Origin of the sequence: Pedobacter sp., from assembly GCF_965279535.1 — a bacterium.
In the GTDB taxonomy this organism is placed as follows: Bacteria; Bacteroidota; Bacteroidia; order Sphingobacteriales; family Sphingobacteriaceae; genus Pedobacter.
In genome coordinates this window covers 2,465,732-2,484,526 of sequence record NZ_OZ257244.1, presented here as the reverse complement: position 1 = coordinate 2,484,526, position 18,795 = coordinate 2,465,732, and the positions used below count along the sequence as shown (strand labels likewise).

Annotated in this window: 12 protein-coding genes; 7 read left to right on the top strand and 5 right to left on the bottom strand. The window is 38.8% G+C overall.

Annotated elements, in window-relative coordinates:
* Nucleotides 1-23: 23 nt before the first annotated feature.
* The gene (gene thrA, locus ACQY77_RS09830) at nucleotides 24-2,474 is read right to left on the bottom strand and encodes a bifunctional aspartate kinase/homoserine dehydrogenase I (RefSeq protein ID WP_421942316.1); all 2,451 of its coding nucleotides are present in this window, start codon (nucleotides 2,472-2,474) and stop codon (nucleotides 24-26) included.
* 433 nt (nucleotides 2,475-2,907) lie between these two features.
* The gene (locus ACQY77_RS09825) at nucleotides 2,908-3,357 is read right to left on the bottom strand and encodes a GyrI-like domain-containing protein (protein ID WP_421942317.1); all 450 of its coding nucleotides are present in this window, start codon (nucleotides 3,355-3,357) and stop codon (nucleotides 2,908-2,910) included.
* 177 nt (nucleotides 3,358-3,534) lie between these two features.
* Between ACQY77_RS09825 and rsgA the strand changes: the two genes are divergently transcribed.
* Nucleotides 3,535-4,455, top strand: a complete 921-nt coding sequence (gene rsgA, locus ACQY77_RS09820) for a ribosome small subunit-dependent GTPase A (protein ID WP_421942318.1) — start codon at nucleotides 3,535-3,537, stop codon at nucleotides 4,453-4,455.
* Between the two features lie 49 nt (nucleotides 4,456-4,504).
* Here rsgA and ACQY77_RS09815 read toward each other — a convergent pair whose 3' ends face one another.
* A complete protein-coding gene (locus ACQY77_RS09815) occupies nucleotides 4,505-5,956 on the bottom strand; it encodes a RagB/SusD family nutrient uptake outer membrane protein (protein WP_421942319.1) in 1,452 nt (483 codons plus the stop codon).
* A gap of 18 nt (nucleotides 5,957-5,974) precedes the next feature.
* A complete protein-coding gene (locus ACQY77_RS09810) occupies nucleotides 5,975-9,025 on the bottom strand; it encodes a SusC/RagA family TonB-linked outer membrane protein (protein WP_421942320.1) in 3,051 nt (1,016 codons plus the stop codon).
* A gap of 214 nt (nucleotides 9,026-9,239) precedes the next feature.
* Between ACQY77_RS09810 and ACQY77_RS09805 the strand changes: the two genes are divergently transcribed.
* Nucleotides 9,240-10,193, top strand: a complete 954-nt coding sequence (locus tag ACQY77_RS09805; RefSeq protein ID WP_421942321.1) for a Smr/MutS family protein — start codon at nucleotides 9,240-9,242, stop codon at nucleotides 10,191-10,193.
* 422 nt (nucleotides 10,194-10,615) lie between these two features.
* Here the strand turns inward: ACQY77_RS09805 and ACQY77_RS09800 are convergent, their stop codons facing one another.
* The gene (locus tag ACQY77_RS09800; RefSeq protein ID WP_421942322.1) at nucleotides 10,616-11,305 is read right to left on the bottom strand and encodes a hypothetical protein; all 690 of its coding nucleotides are present in this window, start codon (nucleotides 11,303-11,305) and stop codon (nucleotides 10,616-10,618) included.
* A gap of 404 nt (nucleotides 11,306-11,709) precedes the next feature.
* Here ACQY77_RS09800 and secA point away from each other — a divergent pair, with 404 nt between their 5' ends.
* The 5 genes from secA (at nucleotide 11,710) to ACQY77_RS09775 (ending at nucleotide 18,684) form a co-directional block, all read left to right on the top strand.
* Complete coding sequence (gene secA, locus ACQY77_RS09795) at nucleotides 11,710-15,012, top strand: preprotein translocase subunit SecA (protein WP_421942323.1); 3,303 nt, start codon at nucleotides 11,710-11,712, stop codon at nucleotides 15,010-15,012.
* Nucleotides 15,013-15,326: 314 nt separating this feature from the next.
* The gene (locus ACQY77_RS09790; RefSeq protein ID WP_421942324.1) at nucleotides 15,327-15,767 is read left to right on the top strand and encodes an SPOR domain-containing protein; all 441 of its coding nucleotides are present in this window, start codon (nucleotides 15,327-15,329) and stop codon (nucleotides 15,765-15,767) included.
* Nucleotides 15,754-16,938, top strand: coding sequence for a M20 metallopeptidase family protein (locus ACQY77_RS09785; RefSeq protein WP_421942325.1), 1,185 nt, complete (start codon nucleotides 15,754-15,756; stop codon nucleotides 16,936-16,938). The genes ACQY77_RS09790 and ACQY77_RS09785 overlap by 14 nt, the downstream gene beginning before the upstream one ends.
* A 96-nt stretch (nucleotides 16,939-17,034) precedes the next feature.
* On the top strand, nucleotides 17,035-17,982 hold the full coding sequence (locus tag ACQY77_RS09780) for a hypothetical protein (protein WP_421942326.1): 948 nt from the start codon (nucleotides 17,035-17,037) through the stop codon (nucleotides 17,980-17,982).
* Between the two features lie 42 nt (nucleotides 17,983-18,024).
* Nucleotides 18,025-18,684 carry an SGNH/GDSL hydrolase family protein gene (locus ACQY77_RS09775; RefSeq protein ID WP_421942327.1) on the top strand — a complete coding sequence of 220 codons (660 nt, stop codon included), beginning with the start codon at nucleotides 18,025-18,027 and terminating at the stop codon, nucleotides 18,682-18,684.
* Nucleotides 18,685-18,795: the final 111 nt, after the last annotated feature.

Below are 18,795 nucleotides of genomic sequence, written 5' to 3'. Positions count from 1 at the left end.
TATAGTCTGGATACTTTATGCTTTTAACTTAAGCTTCCCACATTTATAATATCTGCAAATACACCTGCTGCGGTAACTTCAGCGCCAGCACCCGGACCTTTTACTACTAAGGGACGTGATTTATATCGATCTGTAGTGAAAGAGATGATATTATCGCTTCCGGAAAGCATAAAGAATGGATGACTATCATCAACCATCTGGAGGCTGATTTCTACATTTCCATTTTCGAGTTTACCAATGTAGCGCAATACTTTTCCTTCGCTTGCGGCCTTGTTTTTTAGTTCTTCGAAATAGCTGGCATTTGCCTGAAGTTCTTTGTAGAAGTCTTCAACGGAAGCCGCTTTAAGGCAGGCTTCAGGAAGGATATTGTCGATTTTTACGTTTTCAGCTTCTAAAGGATAACCTGCATCACGGGCAAGGATAAGCATTTTACGCATGAAATCCTTACCATTCAAATCATCACGTGGATCTGGTTCTGTATAACCCAATTCCTGTGCTTCTTTAACCGTTTCGTAAAATCCGGCATCTCCTTTAAAATTGTTGAAGATATACGAAATTGTTCCTGATAGAATGGCTTCAATTCTGGCCACTTTATCTCCACTCATCATCAGTTCTTTTAAGGTACGGATGATTGGAAGCCCTGCACCTACATTTGTTTCGTAGTAGAAATCTACACCAAATTTGCGGGCAGTATCTTTGAATGATCTGTATTGTTCATAATCTGCGGAGTTACCTTTTTTGTTACAGGTTACTACTGAAATGCTACTTTCAAAGATGCCTTGATAAAAGGAGATAGGTGCCTCACTGGCGGTATTGTCTACAAAAACTGCATTTGGCAGGTTCAGTGCTTTCATTTTCTCTACGAAACCAGCCAGGTTTGCTTTCTCGCCATGGTTGTTTAATTCATTATCCCAATCTTCTAAAGATAAACCATCAGCATTTAAAATCATTTTACGGGTATTGCAGATTCCGGCAACTTTAACCTGCAGATCGTTATTGGCAGCAAGGAACGGCATTTGTTCTTTTAATTGGTTGAACAGGGTTTTGCCTATGTTTCCTGTACCTAAACAGAATATATTTAAAGTACGTTTTAAATCGGTAAAAAAGGCATCATGTACCGCATTAACGGCTTTAGATAAATCATCTTTACTGATAATTACCGAGATATTATATTCAGATGAACCTTGTGCTATGGCCCTAACGTTGATACCGTTTCTGCCCAATGCGCTAAATAGACGACCACTCATACCTGGTGTACGTTTCATATTTTCGCCTACAATGGCAAGTACAGCCAGATTATTTTCAACTTCAGGTAGCGCCAGTTTATTGGCATCCAGTTCAAGTTCAAATTCTTTTTTGATTAGTGCTATTGCATGTCCGGCATCAGAAGGCTTCACCGCAAAAGTGATGCTGTGCTCTGATGAAGATTGGGTGATTAATACCACATTAATCTGTTCGCGTGATAAAAGCGAGAATAAGCGGCCGCTAAAGCCAGCTTTCCCAACCATACCACTACCTGTGAGGTTGATAATGCTGATATGATCAATTGATGATATCCCTTTTATCGGGAGATTAGATGATTTAACATCGCTTTTGATGTAAGTTCCGGCAAATTCGGGCTCGAAGGTGTTTTTGATCACGATCGGAATTTTCTTCATAAAAGCCGGAATCATGGTAGGGGGGTAGATTACCTTGGCTCCGAAATAGCTCAGTTCCATAGCTTCGGTATAGCTCAGTTCCGGAAGTGAAAATGCTTTTTTCACCATCCTTGGATCGGCAGTCATCATACCGTTTACATCGGTCCAGATTTCAATCTCAGCAGCGTCTAAGGCTGCGCCCCAAACGGCTGCGGTATAATCAGATCCACCCCGGCCCAAAGTTGTAATCCTGCCAGCGGCATTGCTGGAGATAAAACCCGTTACAAATAGAACTTTATCCTTATTTGCAGCATAAAAGTTTTTGATCAGCATTTCAGTTAAAGCGGTATCTACTTTGGCCTGTCCGAAATTACTGTCAGTTTTAATCAATTCGGATCCATTCACATATACAGCATCCGCAAATTGTTGCGAGGCAATGTGGCTGATCATAAATGTTGAGCAACGCTCACCATAACTTAAAATCTGATCTTTGGTTTGTAAGCTCAGTTCTTTTAAATTGTGAACAGCCTGTAAAAGGTCTTCCAGTTCGTTAAAAAAGATTTTTAGGCGGGTAAACACCGGGTTTTGAGCGGCTGCAGGTAAAAGCGTGCGTATAACGGCAAAATGCTTGTCCTCAATTTCTTTGAGGTGCTTGTCATAATCCTCACCACGTTCAGCTTTTTCGGCTGCGTCTGTTAGGAGGTTGGTTACACCGCTCATTGCCGATAATACAACTACCGGCTTTTGTTGTAAATTTTCTTCGCCAACCAGGCGTAAAAGCGTTTTAATGTTCTCGGCCGAACCTACGGATGTGCCGCCGAATTTTAGTACTTTCATTGAGTTTGGGGTTTAAAAAAAAACGCCCCCGATTTTCGGGGGCGTTTTCTGTTGTTTTATGTTTTATCAATTTACAGCAAATTAGCCCCTCTGGTTTATACCGGTGGTTGTAATAATTGTTGTAATAATTGAAGTGTTAAAATTCATGTCTTCTTCTTGTACTTTGTACACCGTAAAATAGGTGATAATTTTTCTAAAATGCAAATGCTTTTCAAAATTTATTTCAAATTTTTTAATAAAACGTTTAAATGGGTGCGATAGACGTATTTTTTTTGTAAAGGTTGCCAATTTTTAACCTCTACTAAAGCGTTTTTAAACGTGTTTACTACGTTTATGTGATCAAGAAAATGCTTATTTGATATATATTTCCGTGCAATTTATTTAGATGACTGAAAAACTGATGTTTATACTAGTGGGATAAATGGAGCAACCATTATATATTAACTCCAATATAAATTTCAACTTCTGAATCCGGGCCATTTTGAGATTTTGATCCATAAACTTCAAAATCTGCTTCATAGGCTCTGCCTAAGATCTGGTCATTTGCCCAAATTTCTTTCCATATATTTATTACTGCACCCGGCATTTCTCCCTTAGCTATATATTTTGTTAACTTGTCATTTTTGATTTCTTTGCCTATTAATCCCTCAGGGATGTTTGCTAAGGTGCTTACTCTTTGTCCGATAATAGTGGTGTACTTTCCTGTAAAATCACTTTCATAATTGGTATAAACCGCATAAACTTCTTCGCTTTCTTTGTTGGGGATTTTATTGAATATTTCTTCGGCGTAGAACTTTTCCCAAAGCTGGCCTAAATCAGTTGCCGCCTGGTTATCTTGATTAGTGGTTTCCACTGAAATTCCTATTATTTTAAAGTTATTCATAATGCTTATTTACGAAACGAAGGTAAGATTTTAAAAGGAAGGGAAAGTTCAATTTGATATTAACCACCCCTTTCCCCTCCTAAATTAGAAGGGGAATCAAAAGGAATAGCTTATAAATGTGTTCCATTTTTAACCACCACCTTTTTCCATCACTAATTCATACCTTTGTTGCAAAATATGCAGGGATTAGTAATTAAATCTACCGGGAGCTGGTATAACGTTTTGGCCGATAATGGCGAACGTTACGACTGTCGCATTGTCGGAAAGTTCAGAATTAAAGGAATTAAAACAACCAATCCCATTGCGGTTGGCGATCGGGTGAAGTTTGATTTTGAACGCGATGGGCAAACAGGACTAATCAATGAACTGCTGCCCCGCAAGAACTACATCATCAGAAAATCGATTAATTTAAGCAAGCAGGCACAAATTTTGGCTGCCAACCTGGATATGGCCATTTTAGTGGTAACATTGGCTTCGCCCAGAACATCGCTGGGTTTTATCGATCGTTTCCTGGTTACTGCCGAAGCATATGATGTACCAACTGTTCTGGTATTTAATAAACTCGATCTCTTTAGTCCGAAAGGACTCGAAATTCTTCAGGAATTTAAAGATATATATGAATCAATAGGCTACCCGTGTTATGAAGTATCTGCCTTAAAGGGAACAAACATTCCAGTTATCCAGGAACTGATTACCAATAAAATTACCCTCATTTCAGGTCATTCGGGAGTTGGGAAATCCAGCTTGATAAATGCACTATTGCCCGATCGCGATTTGCGGACAGGAGAGGTATCTGAATGGAGTGACAAGGGGCAACATACTACCACTTTTGCTGAAATGTTTGAGCTCCCACAAGGTGGTTTTATTGTGGATACGCCAGGTATTCGTGAGTTGGGGATTATCGATATTGAAAAAGAAGAACTGGGTCATTTCTTTCCGGAGATTTTTAAAACTTCTCACAATTGCCGTTTCAATAACTGTCGTCATGTAAACGAACCCGGATGTGCGGTAATGGAAGCCGTAAATGAGGGAGAAATTGCCATATCGAGATATGAAAGCTATTTAAGCATTTACCATGGAAACGATACCAGGCATTAATAAAAATCCCGGGGCGGATAAATGCACCCCGGAATTTTGTAATGGTTAATTAGTATCCTTTATTTTGTTTCAAATTGGTATTGGCATCCATTTCTGCCTGTGGTAAAGGAAGCAGAAGCTGATCATCGGTAACGGTAACTCCATTAGCAATTTTTACAACCTGCTGCAGCCTTTTAAGTCTAATCAGATCCCAGCGGCGATGTCCCTCTACACATAGTTCACGGGCACGATCTTTCACCAATGTATCTATAAATGCACTTGATGTGGGTGTATTGACCAAATCCAGGTGATAAGCATTCATACCAGCACGATCCCTAACCGCATTTAATCCGTTAAATTTATTAGGGTCATTCGGATTGATGTTGTTCATTGCCTCAGATTGCATCATTAAAACATCGGCATAACGCAGTACAATCCAGTTCATGCGTGAATTATTGGAGCCTGCAACCCATTGTGCATCACGGTACTTGTAAATATATGGCGTAACTGTGGCTGCACCTACCTTATCTGCCAGATTCCAAGCTTTACGTTTGTCTGGTCCGAAATATCCATTGCTGAAAAAATAAGGATTGGCCGTAAATGAGCCAGATCCTCCTAACCCTGAAGGCGAAAACATCCTTATGGTAATATTTTGGGTGGTACTTGAAGCGTTATTTCCGAATTGAACGGAAAATATATTTTCCGTTTGTGTTGGGAAATATTTCTTATCCCAATTGAAAACATCAGTGTAATCGGTCATTAATTTGTAGGTATTGGAGGCGATTACCTTATTACATTGTGCCAATGCATTCTGATTGTCGCTAGGATCAGCAAAAGCAGTACTAGCCCTTTGTAAATAAACCCTCGCCAACATGGCAGATGCTGCCCCTGAAGATATCATGCCTTTATTTGCTGAAGTAATTTTGTCTTCAGTAAAACAGTTGGTTTCAGCAGCTTTCAGGTCGGCAATTACCTGTTCATAAACTTTAGAAGCAATTGTTCTGGTTGGAAGTAGATCAGGATCAGAAATCCCCGATATGGGTGTTGTAATCAATGGAACATCTCCGAAGGCTTTTACCAGATCAAAGTAGGCCATGCCGCGTAAGAACAGGGCATTTCCAATAATATTATTCCGCGCCGAAACATCCATACTTATCTGAGGTACATTGGTGATAATATCATTTGCCCTGCTGATAAGCTTATAGCTGTTCTGCCACCAGTTATTAATCTCAATATTGTTTGGCCCGTAGGTAAACTTAAACATATCAATGCGTTCCTGGTTTTGGGTAAGTAATGGCATCAGGCAATCTGCAGACAGCTCGCCCATGATATATACGGTTCGCTGGTAATACGCCTGTGGCTGAAGCTGGCTTAGTGCGCCGTTGATTGCCGCTTGTGCGTCTGTAGCTGTTTGATAAAAATTGGTATTGGTTAAAATACTATAAGGTTTTTCTTCCAGTTGTTTTTTGCAGGATATGAATGCTAAACCCATAAAAGCACTCAATAAATATATCTTTTTCATGTTATTTTGCTTAAGTGATTAGAACCCTAATTTGATGCCAAATGAATACGTTTTTATATTTGGGTACGGGTTGTAGTCCATTCCCAATGAGGTATAATTACCAGCAGAATTTGAGTACGCGTTAACTTCCGGATCGTAGCCTGAGTATTTGGTTATGGTAAATAAATTTTGTCCGGTTACATAAATGCTGGCTGATTTGAAGACCGAACTCAGTTTAGGTAAAGGCAAGTCATAAGTTAAGGTAATGGTTTTGAAGCGCAAGTAGCTTCCATCTTCCAATATATCACTTGTAGGGCCAATACTTCTCCGTAAAGTACTACCCAGGCTTGGTAAAGTATTGCTTGTTCCAGGGCCGTTCCAGCTTTCGGTTAATACATATGCAAGTTTATTATCAGATATTGTTCCATTTTCCCCTTCAACTCTGTTTTCATTCATAATCTGGTTGCCGTAAACGCCCTGAAGTAATAAAAACAGGTTAAATCGCCCAACAGTTAGATTGCTGTTGAAACCATAGCTAAACTTAGGAACCGCCTGACCAATTATCGTTCTGTCAGCGCCATTAATCACTTTATCCCCGTTTAGATCTTTGTATTTAGGATCGCCTGGTTTAAGGGTATTGGTCAGTCCGCTGGCAGTAATTTCTGCCTGTGTTTGCCAGATTCCATCAAAAACGTAACCATAGAATGAACCGATCGGACTTCCGGCTTTCAAAATACCAGCCGTATTTCCTCCTGGATATAAGCTTGAACTCACATTACCAGTTAATTGAAAAGGAATATTGCCGATACTCAGTACTTTGTTCATGTTGCGCGAGAAGTTGAAGTTGGTACTCCATTTTACATTCTCAGTGCTGATATTGATGGTATTTAAAGCAAATTCAAAACCTTTGTTTTGAATATTGTTGCCATCGAGGTTAACCAATGCAGTTGCAAAACCAGTAGTTGATGGAATTGTTCTGAAGAATAATAATTGTGATGTCTTTTTATTGTAGTAATCGGCAGTAAAAGTGATACGATTTTTAAATAAGCCTAAATCCAATCCAATGTTGAATGCCTTAGTTGCCTCCCATTGTAAATCTGCATTAGGGAAATTGCCAGGAGACACACCTACAACACGATTTCCGTTAAGCACATAGTTGTTGAAAATGTACTGTTGTAAGGAGTTATACTGACCAATGTTTGCATTTCCGGTTTCACCGTAACCAACACGTAGTTTAAGATCGCTAACACTCGTCATATTTTTCATGAAACTTTCATTGGAGATCCTCCAGGCTGCGGCAACAGATGGAAAAGTACCCCACTTACTGTTTTGTCCTAAAGATGATGAGCCATCTCTCCGGATAGAAGCTGTTAATAAATAACGATCCAGTAAACTATAGTTTAATCTCGCGATAAAAGAGGCCAGTGAACTTTTGTTTGCACTGGATGCTGATGATAAACTAGAACCAACAGAGAGGTTTTCGACCCCCAGATTGTTTGTGGTAAGTTGCTGTGCGGTAGACGTACTCGAATTAAATCTGAATTCCTGGTAAGTAAATCCCGCAAGCGCATTTATAGAATGGATCCCACTAATGATGGTGTTGTAGCTCAATGTATTTTCATTCAGCCAATTATAGTTTATGGGATTGATAATCTGGGCGAAACCTCCTGATTGCGCACCTAAATAAGTTGTGTTTGGTCTGAAAATCTTCTCATTTGTAAATTTATCATCCGTGCCTATGCTGGTTTTGAATTTCAATCCTTTAATGATGTCATAATCGGCATAAGCATTGGCGAACAGACGTAAATTGGTCATAATATCAGTATTCAGATTTGCTGCGGCAACAGGGTTGCCAACAACCGTAGTGTAACCAAGAGGTGCATTTTGAAACGAATATGCACCACTGGCATCAAATACAGGTACTGTTGGACTGATTCTTAATGCATCTAATAAAGTGCCACCAGTACTACCACCAGTGGTATTCACATTGGCCAGGTTTTGCTTGTCGAAGGAAATTTGGGTATTAATACCAAAATGGATTTTTTCACTGATGTTATGAGTAAGGTTCAATCTCAATGTTCCCCTCAGATAGCCCGAATTAATAATGATGCCCTGTTGATTGAAAAAGTTAGCGCTTACCAGGTATTTAGTGTCTGCACTACCACCTGTTAGTGATAGATTGGCGCTGGTAATTGGTGCAACCCTAAACAGTTCTTCTTGCCAATCTGTTCCTTCACCCAGGGCATCAATTTGACTTTGGGTAAAGGGTAGGGCAGCGGTGGGTGTTACAATAGCAGTAACCCGGTTAAGATAGGTGGCAAATTCTGTAGCGTTCATCATATCAAGCTTTTTGCCTACCTGCTGAAAACCGGTATAAACTTCAGCATTTAAAGTTTTCTTTCCCGCAGAGCCTGATTTTGTAGTAATAATAACTACGCCATTTGCCCCTCTGTTCCCATAAATTGCCGTTGAAGATGCATCTTTAAGAATGTCCATTGAAGCAATGTCATTGGGGTTAAGGGCCGTAATGTCAGCTCCTGCAAAGCCATCTACAACGTAAAGGGGGTCACTACTGAAGTTAATAGAATTGGTTCCCCTGATTCTGACAGAAAAGGATGCGCCAGGTTGCGAGTTAGTTTGCGTTACCTGAACACCGCTCGCTTGTCCCTGAAGAAGCTGAGCTGTTCCGAAAACAGGCGTTTTTTCAACATTATTTAGACTAACAGAACTCACCGATCCGGTGATGTCTTTTTTCTTTGCCGTTCCATAACCAATTACCACCACATCAGTTAGGTCGTTAGCTTGTTCGGCTAGTACAATATTTATGGTGCTGCGATTGCCCAGAGTTGTTTCCTGAGTTTTGTATCCAACAGCTGAGAAAACCAGCACTGCATTTTGAGGAACAGCAATAGTATAATTCCCATCATTATTGGTTATGACAGCAATTTTGGAGTTTTTTACAGTAACTGATACTCCTGGAAGTGCGCCGTTCTTGTCTTTAACAGTTCCCTTTACACTCACATTTTGGGCATAACAGAAACTGCATATAAAAACAAATAACCCGGTAATTAAGGCAATAGTTCTTTTCATGATATTTTGGTTAGAGTAATGTAATGAAGTAAAGCTAGAGATAAAACTTACCTAAATCAGGAAGAGAAAAGTGCCTGATCGTCAAAAGACTTATTAAATCATGTTTCTATCGTTTGAAATTTTTTCCAAAAAATTAATTTCATGATGCCAGAGGTGCATTTAATAACTAAATTGCGCATCGTAATTTGCAATTGAATTACTGAATTTGAAGGGTATGAAATTTAAACTAGGAGACTTTGTCCGCTTTGTGGATGAGAAAAGAGAAGGATATGTAACTAAAATTATCGATGCCCAAACTTTAGGGGTTACCGATAGTGATGGTTTTGAAATCCCTGTTGTTGTAAGTAACCTCACTTATGTTCATGGACATGGAAATACTGAAATTGAAAAGGAAGAAATGCCCAAACCGGTTGTTGTTAATGTTCCTGCAATCAGTAAAGTTGAAAATGGCATTTATGTTGCCGTAGCAAACGATAATAAAGCAGGAAATGTGGTGCATTTTCACCTGCAAAATCAAACTCCCACAACCATGCTGGTTTCTATTCATGCTTTCCGTAAAGATAAGTATAGCAGCGTTTTTTATGGGGTATTGGAATCTTTCAGTTCTTCATTGATTTATTCGGCATCTTTAGCCGATCTGGACATATGGCCAGAATTCAGCTTTCAGTTTTTGCTCCATCATAAAGATGATGTTAAACCCGTAAATCCTTTAAACCTCCTTAAAAAATTTAGGGCAAAAGACTTTAGTGTCGAACAAAAAGACTTGCCACAGTTGAAACAAAAAGGCTGGATCATTAGGTTGGATGAACAAGCGCCTTTAATCGATGCTCAAAAGCTGAAAGAAAGCTTCTTTAAAACAGCGGAGGAAAAGAAAACAGTAGCTGTACCTTCAAAGGAGGTAGATCTGCATATAGAAAAACTTCGGGACGATTATCATTTTTTGGAACCTGATGAAATGCTAAATATACAATTGGCGGTATTTCAAAGTACAATAGATGCAGCTATTGTTCACCATTTTGATAAGATTACTTTCATACACGGATCAGGTAACGGTGTTCTAAGAAGTAAGATTCATAAACTGATTAGTCAAAACCCTCAGGTAAAAACTTATATGGATGCACAGAAAGAAAAATTTGGATATGGTGCAACGGAGGTGGTTTTTAAGTAGGGTTTAGTATCAAGATGCTGGTATCAGGTATCAAGACAGCGATGGCACGACCAGGCGCAATATCTAACTACTACAAAAGTATCAAGATGCTAGTATCAGGTATCAAGACAGCGATGGTACGACTAGGCGCAATATCTAACTACTAACGACTACGTACTAACTACGAAAAAAGTATCAAGCTGCTAGTATCAGGTATCAAGACAGCGATGGGACGACTAGGCGCAATATCTAACTACTAACGACTACGTACTAACTACGAAAAAAGTATCAAGCTGCTAGTATCAGGTATCAAGACAGCGATGGGACGACTTGGCACAATGTCTAACTACTAACGACTATGTACTAACTACGAAAAAAGTATCAAGCTGCTAGTATCAGGTATCAAGACTGGGTAAGAAGCAAGGAGCCAACACAGAATGCTTTTACGGTGTTAGCTCCAGGATTATAATCAGGGCGTTCTCACTAACAGCTTTTATTTCTGCGTTTTCAATATTTTCCAATGCTAATCCATCTCTGGTATGTATCGTTTTACCTTCAATTTCAAAATCGCCTGATATAACAAATATAAATAGCTTGCTTTGTTTATTTTGAAGCTTGTAATTAGTTGCTTCATGTTCAGTGAATAATCCTGCGCTAAGTTTGAAGGGTAACTTGTAACTGGCAATGATCTCAATGAGTTGATTTTGATGTTGTTCTAAATTAAAATAAAAGGGTTCTTTCTGTTTAAAGAAAAAGGCTTCAGTCTGGAGGCCGATTTGTAAATAGTTAATGGCCTCGGTAGGGTAAGGATTGCTGATTTCCAAAACTTCCCCCTTCTCCATCAGGAGAACCTGAATCTGCCCGGTCTTAATGGCATATTCATCTCCTTTAGCAACAATGTCTAATCCACCAATTATGGGCAGGAATAGCTGGATAGCATCTGCTTTAGCTAAATAGAAGGTTAACTTTCCTCCGGGGATAAAATTATCATTAAAAAGAAAGAGTTCAGCAAATGGATTGTTTTGCATTTCCTGGTGCTTTTCAAAATTAAACGTGCTGTAACACTTTAGTGCCGATGTTTCAGTTAATCCACGTTCGTTGGCAGGGTATACTTTTCCTAAATTAGTTTCCATGTTGCTCCTTATTATAGATATACACTTTATTGATGGTCTAAACATCTCGTACAATCTCTTTCAATTTAAATGCGAAAATAGCAATTGATTGTCGATCATAGCGATCAAATCTTTTTAATAATGAATTGTAAGCGGTATATGCGGACCTAATTTTCTGTTTTACAGGCGGGATTAGCTGGCAGACCAGTAGCAATGTGAAGCACATTACCCCATTTAATATGCAAAAGCGATATTAAATGAAAAATCAATCTGATAAATATTGCTATTATCTCATTAATATCTATTCAATTAGAAAATATATCCTTAATTTTAGCCCCTTACAACTGCCAAACTGACTTAACTAAAGCAATGGCTTGGTTGTTGTAACACACCATTTTTTATTAATAAATACGATTTAAAATATAATGTTAGGATTTTTAGCGAAGGTTTTCGGAAGTAAATCAGAAAGAGATATAAAAAGTATACAGCCACTGGTTGTTAAGATAAATGAAGAGTATGCCAAGCTCTCATCCATTAGTAATGATGAGTTACGGGCGAAAACCATTGAGTTTAAAGGCAGAATTTCTAACTTTTTAACTGATATTGATGGTAAAATCGCTGCGCTTAAAGCTGATGCTGAAAATGAAGAATTAGATCTTCACCAAAAAACAGCCTTGTATGATGAGGTTGATGCTTTAGGTAAAGAAAGGGATAAAGAACTTGAAAAAGTGCTTTTAGAAATTCTTCCTGAAGCTTTTGCTGTAGTTAAAGAAACCTCTCGCCGCTTAAGCGAAAACGATTATTTAGAGGTTACAGCAACGCAGTTTGACAGAGATTACGCCGCCAGAAAAAACAATGTTAAAATTGTAGGAGATAAAGCACAATGGGCTAACCGTTGGGATGCTGCCGGAACAGAAGTGGTTTGGAACATGGTTCATTACGATGTTCAGTTAATTGGTGGTATTGTACTTCACAGCGGTAAAATTGCCGAAATGGCTACTGGTGAGGGTAAAACCCTGGTGAGTACCTTGCCATCTTATTTAAATGCTTTGGCAGGTCAGGGAGTTCATGTTGTAACTGTGAACGATTATCTTGCCCGTCGGGATAGTGAGTGGAACGGACCTTTATTTGAGTTCCATGGCTTAACTGTTGATTGTATTGATAAGCATGAGCCAAATTCTGAGGAAAGAAGAAAAGCTTATGCTGCAGATATTACTTATGGAACCAACAATGAGTTTGGTTTTGATTACCTGCGTGACAATATGTCGCAAACACCTGACCAACTGGTTCAACGTAAGCTACATTTTGCCATGGTGGATGAGGTCGATTCAGTTTTAATTGATGATGCCCGTACACCTTTAATCATTTCAGGTCCGATTCCCTTTGGAGATCAGCATGAATTTTATGAGTTAAAGCCCCGCATTGAGCGTTTGGTAAACGCACAAAAAGCATATGTTACCCAAGCATTAAACGAAGCTAAAAAGTTAATTAATGCAGGTAATACCGGAACCGAAGAGGGCGAAGGTGGTTTAGCCTTATTGCGTGCTTATCGTGGTTTACCAAAAAACAAAGCTTTAATTAAGTTTTTAAGTGAGCAAGGTGTTCGCCAATTATTATTAAAGGTTGAGAACCATTATATGGCAGATCAATCTAAAAATATGCCTAAAGTTGATGCCGAATTATTCTTCTACATTGATGAGAAAAATAACCAGGTAGAATTAACAGAAAAAGGTATTGAATTGATTACCCAATCGGGTGAAGATCCTCATTTCTTCGTATTACCGGATGTAGGTACTGAAGTAGCTGAACTGGAAAAATCTGACTTGCCATTGGATGAGAAGGTTGCTAATAAAGACGCTTTGATGCGTGATTATTCAGTTAAAGCTGAACGTATTCATTCTGTAAACCAATTATTAAAAGCCTATACTTTATTTGAAATCGACGTAGAATATATCATTGACGAAGGAAAAATTAAAATCGTAGATGAGCAAACAGGTCGTATTATGGATGGCCGTCGTTATTCTGACGGTTTACACCAGGCGATTGAGGCTAAAGAAAACGTTAAAGTTGAGGATGCGACGCAAACTTATGCAACTGTAACCTTGCAGAATTACTTCCGTATGTACCACAAACTGTGCGGTATGACAGGTACTGCAACCACAGAAGCAGGTGAGTTCTGGTCAATTTATAAATTGGATGTTGTAGAAATTCCAACCAACAGACAAATTTCAAGAAAAGATGAACAGGATTACGTTTATCGTACTGTTCGTGAAAAATACAATGCCGTAGCGGATGAGATTGTGAAACTCACGCAAGCTGGCCGACCAGTATTGGTGGGTACAACTTCCGTAGAAATTTCGGAGTTACTTAGCCGTATGCTTAAGTTGCGTGGAATTAAACACAATGTGTTGAATGCTAAAATGCACCAGAAAGAGGCTGATATTGTTGCCGAAGCTGGTCAGGCTGGAACAGTAACCATTGCAACCAACATGGCGGGTCGTGGTACGGATATTAAATTAGGCCCAGGTGTTAAGGATGCGGGAGGTTTAGCCATTGTAGGTACTGAACGCCATGAATCTCGTCGTGTCGACAGACAGTTGCGTGGTCGTGCAGGTCGTCAGGGCGATCCGGGTTCTTCACAGTTCTTCGTTTCACTGGAAGATAACCTGATGCGTTTGTTCGGTTCTGAGCGTATAGCCAGTATCATGGTTCGGATGGGAATCGAAGAGGGTGAAGTAATTCAACACTCCATGATTACCAAATCTATCGAACGTGCTCAGAAAAAAGTAGAAGAAAATAACTTTGGTATTCGTAAGCGTTTGTTGGAGTATGATGATGTAATGAACTCTCAACGTACTGTAATCTATGCTAAACGTAAAAATGCACTTTTTGGTGAGCGTTTAGATGTAGATATGAACAACATGGTGTTCGATGTAGCTGAGGATATTGTAACAGAGTATAAAGAAGAGGCGAACTTTGATGGCTTTAAATTAGAAGTAATTAAGAATTTCTCTTTTGATACAGCAATTACTGAAAAAGATTTCTCATCAGGGAACATCACTCAGTTAACCGAGCGATTGTTTGAAGAAGCAGAATCTTTCTATACCCGTAAATCTGATGCCATTATCGGTCAGTCATTACCTGTTTTAACACAGGTTTATGAAGAGCGTGGTGCGCATATCGAACAAATAGTAGTGCCTTTTACAGATGGCATCCGCGGAATTCAAGTGGCGGTTGATTTGAAAAAGGCAATAGAAAACAAAGGTAGAGAAGTGGTTCGTGCATTTGAAAAAACCATTGTGTTAGCATTGATTGATGAGAGCTGGAAAGAGCACCTGCGCGAGATGGATGAGTTAAAACAATCGGTTCAGAATGCGGTTTATGAGCAAAAAGATCCATTGGTAATCTATAAAATGGAAGCATTTAACCTGTTTAAAAATATGTTGAATGCTGTAAATAAAGAAGTAGTAAGTTTCTTATATAAAGGAGGAATCCCTGTTCAGCAGGAGCCAGATCAGGTAAGAGAAGCACCTGCACCACAGAAACAGCCTAAATTACAAACCACCAAACAAGAGTTTGGCAGCGATGAGCCGGGTATTGAATTTGGCGATACACGTGAAGCGGTTCCTCAGCAACCGATTCGTAAAGAAGCAACAGTTGGGCGTAACGAGCCTTGTCCTTGCGGAAGTGGTAAGAAATTTAAAAACTGCCACGGTGCTAATCTTTAAGTAGAAATTTTTAAAATGAATATAGGCTACATCATTGCGATGTAGCCTTTTTTATTGATTATCGGTAACAATTAGCAATGACTGTTGCCTATCCTCTGTTTGTAGCGACTCTAATGCTAGAAAGTTAAGGTTTCACTTAACTCCCTGGTTCGTGGTCTCTCGAATCGGAATTTAAACAAGCTTTAGTTTTTAACCTTGCATATACTTCATGTAAAATATTAGCCTCGATTCCATTTGCATACCCCACAAAGAATGCCGATTTTTGCAAATATTTGGCATTCTTGTTGTTTAAGAATAGCCTAATTGATTAGAACATGAAATACGTTTTTACTTTTATTGGATGTTTACTTTTGTCTGTAGCAGCGTTTGCGCAAAAGGGCGAAGTGATTGTGATAAAAGATCCGTTAATAGATAGTCTGATTGCCAGGCGGGCTGAAGTTTACAGAACCACAGGCGAGGTAAAACCCAATAAACCCATTGTATCTGCCTACGGTTATCGCGTTCAGGTTTTCTATGGTTCTGACAGACGGGAAGTTTTTAACCAGCAAGCCCGCTTTAAAAGTAGTTACCCTAAATTAAATACTTATATAACCTACAAAGAACCTAATTATTACGTTCGGGTAGGTGATTTCAGAACAAGGCTGGAAGCGCAGCGCTTAATTAGCGAATTACGTCCCAGCTTCCCCACTTTATTTATTTTTAGGGAAAAAATCAATGCACCAACCTTAGAGACCAATACAAATGATCAAAAATAAGATTCAAGAATTAGCTGGCCATATTTTCAATGATGTTGTGGGTTTTCGCCACCACCTGCACGCAAACCCGGAATTATCATTTAAAGAATTTGAAACCTCATTATTTGTTAAGGATAAATTAACCAAGTGGGGCATTGAGTTTACATCTTGCGCCAATACGGGTGTAGTGGGTTTAATTAAAGGAAACAAACCTTCTGATCAGATTATCGCTCTGCGAGCTGATATGGATGCCTTACCCATTCATGAAGCCAATGATAAGCCTTATAAATCTAAAAATCATGGTGTAATGCATGCCTGTGGACATGATGTTCACACCTCTTCGCTTTTAGGCACTGCTTATATTTTAAATCAATTGAAAGATGAATATGGTGGTACAATCAAATTGATTTTTCAGCCAGCGGAAGAGTTACTTCCCGGTGGAGCCAGTATCATGATTAAAGAAGGTGTGCTCGAAAATCCAAAACCTCAGGCCATTGTTGGTCAGCATGTAATGCCGATGATTGAAAGTGGAAAAGTTGGTTTCCGTTCCGGGGTTTATATGGCTTCTACTGATGAACTTTATGTAACTGTAACAGGTAAAGGTGGCCACGGTGCGCAGCCGCATCAAAATATTGATCCTGTTGTTATTGCCTCTCACATCATTATCGCTTTGCAGCAAATTGTATCCCGTAATGCCGATCCACGTTTACCCTCCGTGCTATCATTCGGAAAGGTAATTGCAAATGGTGCAACCAATATTATCCCAAATGAGGTTAAAATTGAGGGTACATTTAGAACCCTGGATGAAGAATGGCGAGCAGAAGCACACAGGCGCATGAAGAAAATGGCAGAAGGTATAGCTGAAAGTATGGGCGGTAGCTGCGATTTCGATATTCATAAAGGATATCCGTTTTTAATTAATGAGGAAAAGCTAACTGCAAACGCAAGGCAATTTGCGGAGGATTTTTTAGGAAAGGAAAATGTTGTCGATTTAGATATCTGGATGGCGGCAGAAGATTTTGCCTTTTATTCGCAAGTAACAAATGCCTGTTTTTATCGGTTGGGTACAGGAAATGCAGCGAAGGATACCATGCACTCTGTACATACGCCGAAGTTTGATATTGATGAGGATGCGCTTAAGATATCTACCGGACTTATGGCTTACATCACGCTGAAACAACTCGGAAACTAGCGCTAATTTATACAATTGAGCATTGTAAATAATCTGGTTTGCATGCTCAGTTATTTCCATTTTTAAACGGGCATCGTTTTTGTCAGTACATCAGGTATGAAGAAAATATTTCTGTTCTTTTTGTTAACATTCTGCGTATTTGTTGGCTATACTCAGGAAATATCACGGTTTAACCCGGATACACTTAAAACCATTACCCTCGATTCTGCTGTAAATATCAAGGCAGAACGCTTGAATGTGGAAACCTTTATCAATAAAATCATTAACGATACTTCTTTTTACCAGTCATTCAGGGATATGAAGCGTTATACTTTTATCGCTGAAAACCGCATTTACACTTATGATAAGAAGAATAAAGTTAATGGCCGTATTTATAGAAAAATACGTCATAACAATAGCGGTCCGTATAAATTAGAATACCTGGTTAAGCAGGATACAGGTAAGATGTATAAGAAAAACGGGAAATATCAGCTTTATACGGTAGAGATGTTTGATTACATTTTTATGAATGCCTATAGTACCGATTTCGTTAAGAATGCCCCAATGGATGGGAAAAAAGGTGGTGGTACTAACGAAAGTTATAAAGATAAACTGAAAACATTGATTTTTAACCCTGGGCGTCCTGTTAAAGGTATTCCATTTATAGGGAGTAAAACGGAGATTTTTAGTGCCAATATGCGCCAGTATTACGACTATGGATTTACTTCAGCCACTTATCTTGATTCGATCCCGGTTTATCGCTTTAAGGTTTCTGTAAAGCCTGATTTAAGCAGTTGGACAAAGGATGGTATTATGATTAAGGAGCTGGTAACCATTTTTGATAAGCGTAACTTTAATATCCTCGGTAGGTATGTTGATATGAAATATAGCAATATGTTGTTCGATTTTGATGTTCAGATGAATATCGAAATGGGCTATTTCGGCGAAGATAAATTACCTACAAAAATTACTTATCAGGGCAATTGGAATGTTCCCTTTAAAAAGGAAGAACGCGCTAGCTTTCTGGTACTTCACAAAGACTACCACCTCGAAAAACAGAAGTAGCTTTAAAAGATTTATTATCTTTATGGTTTAACCTTAAGAACCATGAAAACCCTATTTAAAACGAGCATTTTATTGCTAACCAGCTTATTTTTTTTAACCTCCATGACATTTAAACCTAAAAGGATTATCTTTTTTGGCGACTCTATTACTCAACAAGGGGTATCTAAAAATGGCTATGTTACACTAATTAAAAAATCTTTAGATTCTACCCGCTATGACGTAATCGGGGCTGGAATTGGTGGGAATAAAGTTTACGATCTTTATCTCCGTTTAGAAGATGATGTATTGAATAAAAAACCTGATCTGGTAGTTATTTATGTGGGCATTAACGATGTATGGCATAAACAAACTTCGCATACCGGAACAGATTATGATAAATATTTTAAGTTTTATCAGGCTTTAATTAATAAGATACAAGGTGCTGGAAGTAAGGTAGTACTCTGCACGCCATCAGTTGTTGGCGAGAAAAAGGATGGTACAAATGAACTGGATGCCGACTTGAACAAATACGCTCAGGGCATAAGAAATCTGGCCGCAAAAAACAACCTTCCACTTTGTGATTTAAGAAAAGTTTTTACTGAATACGAAGCCCAAAACAATGCAGATGATAAAGAAAAAGGAATTTTAACAACGGACAGGGTACACTTGAATGAACAAGGCAATAAATTGGTAGCAGATCAGTTGTTGCCTTTAGTGAAGTAAATATTTTGAATGTTTTGGATTGCAAAACTGAATAGCGTAGGCTGAAGCAATCCGATTATACTATATAAGGTAATAAATTGGGGCTCAAACAAATAGAATGAAATAATAAAA

Excerpts from the sequence above, each read along its gene's own strand:
- ACQY77_RS09785 (WP_421942325.1), top strand. The coding sequence starts at position 15,754 with ATGATCAAAAATAAGATTCAAGAATTAGCTGGCCATATTTTCAATGAT.
- ACQY77_RS09800 (WP_421942322.1), bottom strand. The coding sequence starts at position 11,305 with ATGGAAACTAATTTAGGAAAAGTATACCCTGCCAACGAACGTGGATTA.
- rsgA (WP_421942318.1), top strand. The coding sequence starts at position 3,535 with ATGCAGGGATTAGTAATTAAATCTACCGGGAGCTGGTATAACGTTTTG.
- ACQY77_RS09810 (WP_421942320.1), bottom strand. The coding sequence starts at position 9,025 with ATGAAAAGAACTATTGCCTTAATTACCGGGTTATTTGTTTTTATATGC.
- ACQY77_RS09780 (WP_421942326.1), top strand. The coding sequence starts at position 17,035 with ATGAAGAAAATATTTCTGTTCTTTTTGTTAACATTCTGCGTATTTGTT.
- secA (WP_421942323.1), top strand. The coding sequence starts at position 11,710 with ATGTTAGGATTTTTAGCGAAGGTTTTCGGAAGTAAATCAGAAAGAGAT.
- ACQY77_RS09790 (WP_421942324.1), top strand. The coding sequence starts at position 15,327 with ATGAAATACGTTTTTACTTTTATTGGATGTTTACTTTTGTCTGTAGCA.
- ACQY77_RS09825 (WP_421942317.1), bottom strand. The coding sequence starts at position 3,357 with ATGAATAACTTTAAAATAATAGGAATTTCAGTGGAAACCACTAATCAA.
- thrA (WP_421942316.1), bottom strand. The coding sequence starts at position 2,474 with ATGAAAGTACTAAAATTCGGCGGCACATCCGTAGGTTCGGCCGAGAAC.
- ACQY77_RS09815 (WP_421942319.1), bottom strand. The coding sequence starts at position 5,956 with ATGAAAAAGATATATTTATTGAGTGCTTTTATGGGTTTAGCATTCATA.
- ACQY77_RS09775 (WP_421942327.1), top strand. The coding sequence starts at position 18,025 with ATGAAAACCCTATTTAAAACGAGCATTTTATTGCTAACCAGCTTATTT.
- ACQY77_RS09805 (WP_421942321.1), top strand. The coding sequence starts at position 9,240 with ATGAAATTTAAACTAGGAGACTTTGTCCGCTTTGTGGATGAGAAAAGA.